We start from the raw sequence: 10,739 nt of genomic DNA, 5'->3' as shown, positions 1-10,739 counted from the left end.
GGGCGGGGTGGACCCCAAGCGCTACCTGCGAGAGGCCGCGCTGGCGGCCCTGCGCGGGGAAGCGATTCCCCTGCCCAACCAGCTCGCGCAGTCCGCTGCGGGCTGACTCGCCACGGCACTCATTCCCACCTGTCTTGAGCTGACCGGGCGCCGCGCTGGCTGTCGCACCGCGGTGAGCGCTCCCTCATGCCCCGCGCTCGTCGTCAAGCTCCTCGACCACGGGGCTCGGCGAGCATTTACGCCCATCTCAGCTCTTCCAGCCTCGCCGCCAGGTACGCCTCCAGGATTCGTGCATTTCGGAATGCCTCTCCGTTCAGGTTGACCAAGGCGAAGGCGTCCCGAATCTCCTGCTCGAGCGTCCCGCAGTTGTCGCTCCTGGTTCTTGAAAGAATTCCATCCACGCGACCATTGAAGGCGTCTATAACGAATCGGATTGCGGCCTCCTTCCGTTTGGCTTCCGCATAGTCACACTCCGCGGCGTGGCCTTCCTCCACCATTCGCCGGGACTGCTCCCGGGCCGACTTCAACTTGACTCCTGCCTCCAGATGGCCGAAGTCCGAAGCCAGCTCATCGAGAAGGCTTCGCGTCGGAACGACGTACTTGTCTCCATAGCCGTCGATCACGTTGCGGATCGCGCGAATGGCCTGCTCCAACGCATCCTTCTCTCGCAGGGCAATGTATGCATTTCCCGCAATCCGCTCAGCGCCCTTGTGAGCTTCGTCCAGGATTCTCCGCGCATCCTGGGTTGCCTTGCCGAGGATGGAGTCCGCTTCTGACCGCAGTTCCTTGAGCTTGTTGCTTGCCTCACGAAGTTCGATTTCGCTTCGGGCTCTGGATGCCGCGGAAAAGGTCTCGGCTTGCTGTTTGAGCGCACTTGCCAGCTTGATCGCCTCGTCGAGAGCTCGTTTGGTGTCCTGTTCCGCGTTCGCGAGCCCTTGGAACCTCAACAGTGGTTCGAAGGTCGCCATCGCCTTTTTGAATTCCTCTTCAAAATGGGCGCGTACCCTCTCTGCTTCGGCCTGCGCGTTTCCCCGCTCGCGCGACAACTCCGCGTCCACGTCCTCGAGTCTTTTGCTGACCTCCTGCCTGAGACGCTCCCGTTCGGCAAGGGAGTCGGCCCGCACCTTCGTGAGTTCCTGCTCGACTTCCGATAGTGACCGCTGGGTCTTTTGCCACCGCGCGCGCAGCACGAACGCCCAAATCGCGACCGGGATGAATCCGAAACCGCATGCGAAGAATATCAATCCCAATAGGATTTCCATGATGAGCCTCTCCGAAGGTGTCTACTCGAGTTCCTCGAGGAGCCGATTCGCGGTTTCGATGACCGACTGAAGCGAACTGGCGGGTTCGGTGAAGAGAACGTCTGAAGGAGTGAAGGCGATGATGGGTTGGAATGCGCCGGTGCGGCGAGAGGCCTTGAAATTCGTTCGAGTTTGCAGTCCGTCCAACGCATCCGATGGATCGAGGGTGTCGAACGGTAGACGCTCCATCTGCTTTCGATGAATGATCGTGGAGAGTACGGGGGAAAGCGCCGGGAGCCCGTCAGCCGAATACGCCGTCACGAGGACTGCCTTCACCGGCAGGAGCGCATGAACCTCACGAGCCACTCGCAAGACCAATGAGCACACGTAGTCCTGGTAGAGCTCGACGAATTGGATGCGGGGCATGGCCTTCGTCGACAGCTTGCCGGTCGAGGTCAATGTTTGAACCTCAGGAGGTAGAATGGCCGAACCCTGGGCCGTAATCCTTGCCTCCACCAGATGGGGCGAGTGGATGTCGAAATCCACTGCAATTCCGCCAGGAGGTGCCATGGAGTGATAGGAAATCTCCCGTAGGACGCGCCGGTAACTTTGAGAGTCCCCCTGAAGGATACCTTGCGCCAATGCAACGGAATCGGCCTGCTCCAGGGCTTCCTCCTGGAATGCCCGTTGTGCGGAATGGAACCGGTCTGAATCCTCCGCCACGGCAGACCCCATGTTCGGCAATTGTGCCGAGGGGACCTCAAACAGGGTGAGTAGACGGGTTCGACGGTCGGCTGAGCGTTCCGCCCAGTGGGTGAGGGTCACCGGTGCAGGAGGCAGACTGGCCGCGAGCGCTCGCCAATCGATAGGAGCGCTACATGCCTTGTGCGCCGACTTCAGTTCCTCGATCCGCGTCTTGCTCTCCTCCGCGGATTCGCGCGCAAGGCGCAGCTGATTCTGTCGCTCTTGTTCCTTTGCCTCCCTCTTTCGCGTCGACGCGTAGGAATAGCGGCCCATCATTTCCCCCTTCGGTCGCCAATCGGCTGATGCACCCTCAGGCTCCAGGCTACCTCTCCACCGGACCAGCGCACAGCCCGGGCCAGCCCGTGGATGCCGTCCGAGCTGTAAAAAATGCAGGCGGCCGAGGGGCGAACGCGTCCAGACGATTTCGAACGACCGGCCGATGATTCTGGCGGCCGGAGGCAGTCCATGAGGCAAAACAGCGCAGCCTGGACTGAACCCCTTTCGAAGGAGCAATTCCATGCGAAGAGTCGTGGCCGGAGCTTTCGTCAGTCTCGATGGCGTGATGCAGGCGCCGGGTGGTCCAGAGGAGGATCCGACCGGTGGCTTCAAGTTCGGCGGCTGGGTGGTGCCGTATTGGGATGACGCCATTGATGCGTCGCTCGGCGAAGGCTTTTCACAGCCCTTCGACCTTCTTCTCGGCCGGCGCACCTACGACATCTTCGCGGCGCATTGGCCCTACATCGAGACCGATCCCACGAAGAGCACCTTCGACGCGGGGAACGCCCAGGTCGCGGAGACGTTCAACCGCGTGACCAAGTACGTGGCCACCCACTCTCCCGAGACGCTCACCTGGAAGAACACGCAGTGGCTCGGCAAGGACGTCGCGGACGCGGTGCACGCGCTCAAGAAGCAGGAGGGTCCGGTGTTGCTCGTTCAGGGCAGCAGCGAGCTGCTCCAGACGTTGCTCGCCCATCAGCTCGTCGATGAGCTGCGTCTCCTCATCTACCCGGTGCTGCTGGGCCGAGGGAAACGGCTGTTCGGGCCCGGCATCGCCCCCGGCGCCCTGAAGCTCACCAGGTCCGCGGTCGCCCCCACGGGCGTCGTCATCGCGACGTACGAACGTGCCGGGGAGGTGAAGAGCGGGTCATTCGCGTTGGACAAGCCGACCGAAGCGGAGCTTGCCCGGCGCAAGACGCTCACTTCCGGCGGGTAGCGCGTCGAGCCGATTCAGAAGGTGGATGCGCCGGGCTCCGCGACCGGAGCGCGCTGACGGCGTAGCTGTGGTTGGGGCCGCACGTTTCTCCGGCGGCCCCTCGCGTTCATACCGCGCCGCGGCACGTCTCAGTTGGACTCGGGCTCCGGAGCGAAGCGGTCACAACTGACGCGCACCGCGTCGAGGCGCCCGTAGAGACCATGCGCCCCGTCCTCGGGACCCGCGGTGAAGAAGAGCGTATCGGTGGGCTGGTTCGCCACGCCACTGCCGAAGGCCAGTCCCCACAGACCATCGATCTTGATCGTATTGCCATCGGGCCCCTCCAACCGGCCCTCGCAGTGACCGGTCTGCGGATCATAGACGTTGATGATGCCGTCGCCGGAGTTGGCCACCAGGAGCTTGCTGCCGAACTTGCCGAAGCTGGCCGGAGCCAACGCCAGACCCCAGGGAGCGTTCAACTTGCCGCGCGAGATGAGGCGCCGGACGAAGCGGCCATTGGCATCGAAGATGCTGACGTAACCCAGCCCCTTGCCGGTGAGCTCCTCATCCCGGGTCCGGTCCTGTTTGGCGTAGGTGACGTAGAGGTTGCCATTGATGTTCTGGATGCCGAAGGGCGCGAAGCCCGAGGGAATGAAGGGGTCCGTGAAGGAGCCCGGCAGCGTGGCGGGCGCGAAGGTGCTGTCGAAGACGTCGATCTTCCCGTTGCGGAAGTCCGTCGCGTACAGGAAGAACCCCGTGCCATTGGGCGCGAGGGCGAGGCCCTTGTAGTTGGCGCCGGTGCTGGAGTTGTCCACGACGGTGAAGGAGTTCGTGAGATTGATGGCCGGAGCCCAGGCGGTGATGGAGCCCTGCTCGGTGGCGAAGATGAAGAAGCTGGTAGCCGAGACGTCACCCTGGGTGACAGCGAACTGGCCGGTGCCATTGAAGACGATGCCGGTGGGCCTGCCCGGTCCGGTGTCTCCCGGAGGAGGCGGGACGGTCACCACGAGCGGGTTGGGCACTCCGTCGCCGTCATAGAGCGTGGAGAGGCCGGTCCCGTTGTCGTTGACCCAGACGAGACCGAACGGGTTGAACGCGATGCCCCACGCGTTGACCAGGTTGGGATCGGTGTTCGCCGCGAACCCATCCCTGTCGGCGACGAGGTTGCGTTGCTCATAGGCATTGGGTTGCTTGCACGAATCGTGGGCGGAACTGGCCGCGGGTGCCAGGGAAGCGGCGAGCGCGAGTGCCAGCACAGGGCTCCGCCAGGAGCCCGGAAGAAATGAAGCATTCATTGTGTGTCCCCCCTCCACGAGGCCGCCAGGACAGCGGCCTCGTCGGACGGGAACGTGGGAGCCGATGCGAGGAGCGACAACCCACCCCGGCGGCCGTGAAAGCCGAGCACTACTGTCCCCCTCTCCCCTCGCCCCCCTGCCCCACCCCGTGCCCTCCCGCCCACCAGGCACACGAACGAGCGAACGGAGGCCCGTGCTTGTTGCCCTGTCCCCGAGTGCACATCTCCGAGGCGTTGACGGCTGCGTGAAAGCAACGGGTCCTGGATCCGCCCGCGGCCCGTACAAGGGAGCAACGAGCGATGCGACGAGCAATCGTTAGCGCTGGACTGCTGTTCGGACTGGCCGGCTGCGCGGGAGTGCAGCAGGCACCGCCCACCAGGCAACTGGTGGACTCCGAGGTCTCCATCCGCCAGGCGGAGGCAGCGGGGGCCGAGTCGGTAGCGGATGCGGCGCAGCACCTGCAGTGGGCGCGGGAGCAGGCGAGCGAGGCGCGCCGGCTGCTCGAGCGCAACGAGCGGGACAAGGCGGCGCTCTTCCTGAAGCGCGCCGAGGCGGACGCGGAGCTGGCCCTGGCCCTGGCGCGTGAGGCACCGGCCCGGGCCGAGGCCGATCGGTTGCTCCAGCAGGTCCAGCAACTCCAGGGCACGGTGCAGTGACAGCCACACGTAAGGAGAAGGTCATGCGGGGATGGAAACATCTGACGTGGGGCGTGCTGGGTGCCGCCGTGTTCGCGGGGTGCGCGGCGAGCACGCCCCGAGAGCTGCTGGATGCGCGCTATGCCTATCAACGGGCCTCCACGGGGCCGGCGGCGCAGTACAGCCCGGATGCCCTCGTCGAGGCGCGCGAGGCGCTCAACGAGGCCAACCGCTCCTTCGAGCGGGAGCGGGACTCGGAGAACACACGCACGCTGGCGTATGTGGCGCTGCGCAAGGCGCAGATCGCCGAGTCGCAAGCCCGGGCCGTGGTAGCCGAGCAGGAGCGTGTGGCGGCGGAGCAGCAGCTCGCCATGGCCCAGACATCGGATGCAGAAAGGACGCGGCAGGAGCTGGACAAGGCCCGCGCGGAGCTCGCCGAGGCCCAGCGCCTGCGCACGGAGGCGGAGCAGCGGCAGGCCCAGCTGCAGCAACAGCAACAGCAGGAGGCCCAGGCGCAGGCCCAGCGCAAGCAACAGCAACAGCAGGAGGCCCAGGCGCAGGCCGAGCAACAGCGGCTGGAGCAAGCCCGGCGTGAGGAGCAGGAGCGCCAGGCGCGGCTCGACGAGGCCCAGGCGAAGATGGATCAACTCAACGCCCAGCTCGAGCAGGAGCGCCAGGCGCGCCTCCAGGCCGAGCAGCGCGCCGCCCAGGCCGAAGCCGAGGCCCGCGCCCAGGCGCAGGTGGCCAGCGAGCTGCGCAACATCCGGCAGGTGCAGGTGAAGGAGGAAGCCCGCGGGCTGGTGCTCACCCTCTCCGGCAGCGTGCTCTTCCGCTCGGGGAGCGCGGATCTCCTGCCCGCGGCCAAGCGCAGGCTGGACGAGGTGGCCGAGGCGCTGAAGAAGACGCAGAGCCCGCTCCTCATCGAGGGCCACACCGACAGCCAGGGCCCCACGGATCTCAACGAGGAGCTGTCCTACGAGCGCGCGGGAGCGGTGAGGGACTACCTCGTGGAGCGCGGCGTGGACAGCGCGCGTGTCCGCACCGACGGGCGCGGCGAGGAGCAACCCGTCGCCTCCAACAAGAACGCCGAGGGCCGCGCGAACAACCGCCGGGTGGAGATCGTCATCGAGCGCGGTATCGGCGGAGGCGGTGAGCAGCAACAGCAACAGCAGCAGCAGCAGCCCACTCCGGAGCGCTGAGCCGGGAAGAAACACCCGCCGGACATGACAAGGCCCCGTTGCCTCCTGGAGGCAGCGGGGCCTGGTGCTTCCCGCCGGGCGCGCGTTACGGCTTCGCCGGAGCGGCCGTCAGCTGCGACGGGTGGGTGGGCACCTGGATTTCACCGGAGACGACCTTGGCGCGCAGCTCCTCCACCTTCTGGAGGGCCTCGGCCTTGCCCGGGAAGTCCACGCGGACGGGAGCGTAGGTGACACCGCCCTCCTTGAGGCCCAGCGTCACGTCACCGCCCTCCAGCTTGCCCTGGGACAGGTCGCGCACGGCCTCGTAGACGCCCAGGTCCACGCGCTTGAGCATGGAGGTCAGCACGGCCTCCGGGGCCAGGTGCGACTGGTCCGAGTCCACGCCGATGACGAACACCTGCTTGCCGGCGGCGCGCGCCTCCTTCACCGCCTGGATGACGCCGAGGCCGTCCGAGCCGGCCGCGTGGTAGACGACGTCCGCGCCCTTGTTGACGAGGTCCTGGCCCACCTGCTTGCCGGCGGCCACGTTGTCGAAGGTGCCCGTGTAGTTCACCAGCACGGTGGCCTGGGGCTTCACCGCGGCCACACCAGCGCGGAAGCCCGCCTCGAACTTCTTGATGAGGGGCACCTCCATGCCGCCCACGAAGCCCACCTTGTCGTTCTTGGAGGCCAGGGCCGCCAGCGCGCCCACCAGGAAGCTGCCCTGCTCCTCGCGGTACATCACCGTGCGTACGTTGGGCAGCGTGTAGACCTTGCCGTCCGCGGACACCAGCGGGCTGTCGATGAGGAGGAACTTCGCGTCCGGGTTGCGCTTCGCCACCGTCTCCACGGCGTTCTCGAGCATGAAGCCCACGCCGATGGACAGGGACACGCCCTCGTCCACCAGCGTCTGGAGGTTGGGCTCATAGTCCTCGGCAACCTTGCTCTGCAGCACCACCGGAGCGACACCCACCGGGGCGATGCCGCGCGTGGCCAGGTCCTGCTGGAGCGTCTCCTTCAACTCGTCCGGGGTGGCGTCCTTGTAGCTGCCCCCTTCCATCTTCTTGCCCGCGCCCCACAGTTCCAGCCCGCGCAGCGCCGAGTCATTGAAGGAGTGGTCACCGCGGCCGCCCACGTCCGTCACCAGGCCCACCTTCAGCGTCTTCGCCTTCGGCGCGGTGGCGGCCGGAGCATTGCCGGGAGCGCCCTCCGGCTTCGCCGCCTCCTGCTTCTTGCAGGCGGACACGAGCACCAGGGCGGACAGCAGGGACAGTCGCAGGAAGGGGCGGGAAGTGGCCATGGCGCGGGCTGTAGCAGAGCCGCGCCCGCCCCTCAAGTCACGCCCCGGGAGACGTCAGGCCAGCAGGGCCGCGCCGATCAGCCCGCTGTCGTCACCCAGCTCGGCGTCGGAGATGAGCAGCCCCTCGCGCGAGGTGGTGGAAGCGAACGCCTGCACGCCCTCCACCACGCGCCGCCGGATGCCGGGGCAGTGCGTCAACACGCCACCGCCCAGGATGAGCCGCGCCGGGTTGAGCACCGTCACCTGGTTGGCGACGGCGATGGCCAGCATGAGGCTGGCGCGCTCGTAGATTTCACGCGCCTCGGCGTCGCCCGCGTCCGCCGCCTGCTCCAGCGTCACCGGCGTCACCCGGGCCGGGTCTCCGCCCGTCAGCTCCATCAGCACGTGCGAGCGGCCCGTGGCCAGCAACTCGCGCGTCTGCGCGATGAGGTTGTGGCCACCCGCGTACGCCTCCAGGCAGCCCAGCTCGCCGCAGCCACACCGCCGCCCGTTGGGCACCACCTTGATGTGGCCCAGCTCGCCGGCCACACCGCCGCCGCCGGTCACCAGCTTGTTCCCGGCGATGATGGCGCTGCCCACGCCCGAGCCCACGAACACCGTGTACATGTCATGCGAGCCGCGGCCCGCTCCGGCGTTGAGCTCACCCCAGGCGGCGGCCGACAAGTCATTCACCACCCGGACGGGGTAGCCCAGGCGCGTGCGGAGCAGCTCCCCCAGCGGCACGTTGCGCCAGCCGAGGTTGGGCGCCACGGCCAGCACGCCCGACTCCCCATGAATCTGTCCGGCCGCGCCCACGCCACACCCCTGCACGGGCATGCCCGCAGCGTCCACCGCGGCCTTGGCGGCGTGGGCAATGGACTCCACCACCGCCGAGGGGCTTCGCTCGCCGAGCGCCATCTTGGCGGAGGCGATGATGTTGCCCTTCGCATCCACCACCGCCGCGCGGGCGAAGGTGCCTCCCAGGTCGATTCCCAGTGTGGGCATGCATGTCCTCCGGTCGGGCAATCAGCCCTTGAGCTTGGAAACGAGCGACGAGACGAGCGCGGCCACTTCCTTGCGCCGGGCCTCGTCCTTGAAACTCCCGTCCGCGTTGAAGGCCTCCGTGGCCCGCGGCAGGTGCACCTGGGTGGGCAGCACGTGCGCACCCGTGGAGGCCAGCACCTGCCTCAGGTGCGGCTGCATGCGTGCGGTGCCGAAAACGCCCGGCGTCGCCCCCATCACCGCCGCCCACTTCTCCGTGAAGAGGCGCTCGGGCGGACGCGACACCCAGTCGATGAGGTTCTTCAACCCGCCCGGGATGGAGGAGTTGTACTCGGGGCTGGCGATGAGCAGCCCGTTGGCGCGGGCCAGCCGGTCCCTCAGTTCCTTCACCAGCGGCGGCCAGCCCTTCGCCTCCACATCCTGGTCATAGATGGGAAGCTGCGCGAGCACCTTGGGGTCCACGACATCGACCTCGGCGCCCTGCGCGCGGGCTTCCGCTACCGCCAGGTCCAACAGCTTCTTGTTGAAACCCCCCGTGCGCGCGCTGCCGCACAGGGCCAGGATATGGGGAGTCGCCATGGGGGGCCTCTCTAACTCAGGCGACCTCGCGCTGCACCTTCTCCACCGTGCCCTCGATGAGCTGGCGGATCTCCTCCAGCCGCTCGGCCGTCTTCGCCTCGAAGCGCAGCACCAGGATGGGCTGGGTGTTGGAGGCGCGGATGAGGCCCCACCCGTCCGGGAAGGTCACCCGCACACCGTCCACGTCCACCAGCGAGTGGCCCGCCTTGCGCAGCGTCTCGGTGGCGCGCTTGACGATCTCGAACTTCTTCTCCTCCACCGTGTCCACGCGCAGCTCGGGCGTGGCGAACGTCCTGGGCACGTCCCCGAGCAGCTCGGACAGCTTCGCCTTCTCGTGGGTGAGGATCTCCAGCAGGCGCGCCGAGGAATAGATGGCGTCGTCGAAGCCGAAGTAGCGGTTCTTGAAGAAGATGTGGCCGCTCATCTCGCCGGCCAGCTCCGCGTGCTCCTCCTTCATCTTCGCCTTGATGAGCGAGTGGCCCGCCTTCCACATCACCGGCTTGCCGCCGTGCTTCGCGATGTCGTCGTACAGGGTGTACGAGCACTTCACCTCGCCGACGATGGCGGCGCCCGGGCTCTCCTTCAGCACGTAGCGGCTGAAGAGGATCATGATCTGATCGCCCCAGAGGATGTTGCCCTGGTCATCCACCACGCCGATGCGGTCGCTGTCGCCGTCATAGGCGATGCCCACCTCGGCCTTCTCGCGCTTCACCGCCGCGATGAGGTCCTGCATGTTCTCCACCACGGTGGGATCCGGGTGGTGGTTGGGGAAGGTGGCGTCCATGTCGCAGAAGAGCGGCACCACCTCGAAGCCCATGCTCTCGAAGAGCGGCACGCCCACGGCGCCACCGGTGCCATTGCCCGCGTCGATGACGATCTTCATCCCCTTGCGGCCCACCTTCACCGTCTGACGGACGAAGTGGTAGTAGGGCGTGTGGATGTCGAAGGGGCTGACGGCGCCCGGCGTGGCGGCCGTCTCGAAGTCGCGCGCCTCGATGAGCTTGCGCAGCGCCTGGATTTCAGGGCCGTGGAAGGTCGTCTTGCCCGCGCCAATCTTGAAGCCGTTGTACTCGGGCGGGTTGTGGCTGCCGGTGATCATCGCCAGGCCGTCCACCGGCAGGGTGTTGGCGGCGAAGTAGGTCAGCGGCGTGGGCACCACGCCCACGTCGAGCACGTTCAACCCGGTGGAGGTGAGGCCACGGCAGAGGGCGTCGCGGAAGCGTGTGGAGGACTCGCGGCAATCGCGGCCCACCACGATGGAGCGACCACCCTTGCGCCGCACCACGGTGCCGAGTCCCTTGCCCAGCAGTTCCACCACCTCGACGGTGAGGTCCTTGTCCACCAGGCCACGGATGTCGTACTCGCGGAAGATATGCGCGTTCATGAGGCTGTTTCCTGATGCCCTCGAAGGGGGAGGCGGGGTCGAGGGCGGCGCACTGTATACACAAGCCCGGGGCGGGGGGGTATTCAAGCGGAGCCCCTGCCCACCGCTGAAAGCTTCCCTCCCCGGGCGCCCGGGGAGGAGCGGGCCTCCCCGCCCGGGTGCACCCTCCGTGTAACCCCTCGTGACTTCAGGAGGGCCGGGGAGAGGAAC

Annotated in this window: 10 protein-coding genes; 3 read left to right on the top strand and 7 right to left on the bottom strand. The window is 67.1% G+C overall.

Annotation, left to right across the window (positions count from 1 at the left end):
- Window positions 1-236: 236 nt before the first annotated feature.
- Both BO221_RS36770 and BO221_RS36765 read right to left on the bottom strand, forming a co-directional pair.
- Window positions 237-1,262, bottom strand: a complete 1,026-nt coding sequence (locus tag BO221_RS36770; RefSeq protein ID WP_073565500.1) for a DUF4041 domain-containing protein — start codon at window positions 1,260-1,262, stop codon at window positions 237-239.
- A 21-nt stretch (window positions 1,263-1,283) separates the two neighbouring features.
- Window positions 1,284-2,261, bottom strand: a complete 978-nt coding sequence (locus tag BO221_RS36765; RefSeq protein WP_143195892.1) for a hypothetical protein — start codon at window positions 2,259-2,261, stop codon at window positions 1,284-1,286.
- A 241-nt stretch (window positions 2,262-2,502) separates the two neighbouring features.
- On the opposite strand from BO221_RS36765, the gene BO221_RS36760 reads away from it, so the two are divergent.
- On the top strand, window positions 2,503-3,198 hold the full coding sequence (locus tag BO221_RS36760) for a dihydrofolate reductase family protein (protein ID WP_073565498.1): 696 nt from the start codon (window positions 2,503-2,505) through the stop codon (window positions 3,196-3,198).
- 128 nt (window positions 3,199-3,326) lie between these two features.
- Here BO221_RS36760 and BO221_RS36755 read toward each other — a convergent pair whose 3' ends face one another.
- On the bottom strand, window positions 3,327-4,472 hold the full coding sequence (locus BO221_RS36755; RefSeq protein WP_073565497.1) for a TIGR03118 family protein: 1,146 nt from the start codon (window positions 4,470-4,472) through the stop codon (window positions 3,327-3,329).
- Window positions 4,473-4,771: 299 nt separating this feature from the next.
- Between BO221_RS36755 and BO221_RS36750 the strand changes: the two genes are divergently transcribed.
- The gene (locus BO221_RS36750) at window positions 4,772-5,128 is read left to right on the top strand and encodes a DUF4398 domain-containing protein (protein ID WP_073565496.1); all 357 of its coding nucleotides are present in this window, start codon (window positions 4,772-4,774) and stop codon (window positions 5,126-5,128) included.
- Between the two features lie 23 nt (window positions 5,129-5,151).
- The gene (locus BO221_RS36745) at window positions 5,152-6,306 is read left to right on the top strand and encodes an OmpA family protein (protein ID WP_073565495.1); all 1,155 of its coding nucleotides are present in this window, start codon (window positions 5,152-5,154) and stop codon (window positions 6,304-6,306) included.
- 85 nt (window positions 6,307-6,391) lie between these two features.
- Here BO221_RS36745 and BO221_RS36740 read toward each other — a convergent pair whose 3' ends face one another.
- Genes BO221_RS36740 through BO221_RS36725 form a run of 4 tightly spaced genes read right to left on the bottom strand, consistent with a single transcriptional unit; the run spans window position 6,392 to window position 10,529 of the window.
- Window positions 6,392-7,585 carry a BMP family protein gene (locus BO221_RS36740; RefSeq protein WP_073565494.1) on the bottom strand — a complete coding sequence of 398 codons (1,194 nt, stop codon included), beginning with the start codon at window positions 7,583-7,585 and terminating at the stop codon, window positions 6,392-6,394.
- Between the two features lie 54 nt (window positions 7,586-7,639).
- Window positions 7,640-8,569, bottom strand: a complete 930-nt coding sequence (locus BO221_RS36735) for an ROK family protein (protein ID WP_073565493.1) — start codon at window positions 8,567-8,569, stop codon at window positions 7,640-7,642.
- Between the two features lie 21 nt (window positions 8,570-8,590).
- Window positions 8,591-9,145, bottom strand: coding sequence for an NADPH-dependent FMN reductase (locus tag BO221_RS36730; RefSeq protein WP_073565492.1), 555 nt, complete (start codon window positions 9,143-9,145; stop codon window positions 8,591-8,593).
- A gap of 16 nt (window positions 9,146-9,161) precedes the next feature.
- On the bottom strand, window positions 9,162-10,529 hold the full coding sequence (locus BO221_RS36725; protein WP_073565491.1) for a phosphomannomutase/phosphoglucomutase: 1,368 nt from the start codon (window positions 10,527-10,529) through the stop codon (window positions 9,162-9,164).
- Window positions 10,530-10,739 lie beyond the last annotated feature (210 nt).

It is taken from the genome of Archangium sp. Cb G35 (genome assembly GCF_001896145.1).
Taxonomy (GTDB): domain Bacteria; phylum Myxococcota; class Myxococcia; order Myxococcales; family Myxococcaceae; genus Archangium; species Archangium violaceum.
This window is presented reverse-complemented; position numbering and strand designations above follow the sequence as displayed.

Excerpts from the sequence above, each read along its gene's own strand:
- BO221_RS36770 (WP_073565500.1), bottom strand. The coding sequence starts at position 1,262 with ATGGAAATCCTATTGGGATTGATATTCTTCGCATGCGGTTTCGGATTC.
- BO221_RS36765 (WP_143195892.1), bottom strand. The coding sequence starts at position 2,261 with ATGATGGGCCGCTATTCCTACGCGTCGACGCGAAAGAGGGAGGCAAAG.
- BO221_RS36760 (WP_073565498.1), top strand. The coding sequence starts at position 2,503 with ATGCGAAGAGTCGTGGCCGGAGCTTTCGTCAGTCTCGATGGCGTGATG.
- BO221_RS36755 (WP_073565497.1), bottom strand. The coding sequence starts at position 4,472 with ATGAATGCTTCATTTCTTCCGGGCTCCTGGCGGAGCCCTGTGCTGGCA.
- BO221_RS36750 (WP_073565496.1), top strand. The coding sequence starts at position 4,772 with ATGCGACGAGCAATCGTTAGCGCTGGACTGCTGTTCGGACTGGCCGGC.
- BO221_RS36745 (WP_073565495.1), top strand. The coding sequence starts at position 5,152 with ATGCGGGGATGGAAACATCTGACGTGGGGCGTGCTGGGTGCCGCCGTG.
- BO221_RS36740 (WP_073565494.1), bottom strand. The coding sequence starts at position 7,585 with ATGGCCACTTCCCGCCCCTTCCTGCGACTGTCCCTGCTGTCCGCCCTG.
- BO221_RS36735 (WP_073565493.1), bottom strand. The coding sequence starts at position 8,569 with ATGCCCACACTGGGAATCGACCTGGGAGGCACCTTCGCCCGCGCGGCG.
- BO221_RS36730 (WP_073565492.1), bottom strand. The coding sequence starts at position 9,145 with ATGGCGACTCCCCATATCCTGGCCCTGTGCGGCAGCGCGCGCACGGGG.
- BO221_RS36725 (WP_073565491.1), bottom strand. The coding sequence starts at position 10,529 with ATGAACGCGCATATCTTCCGCGAGTACGACATCCGTGGCCTGGTGGAC.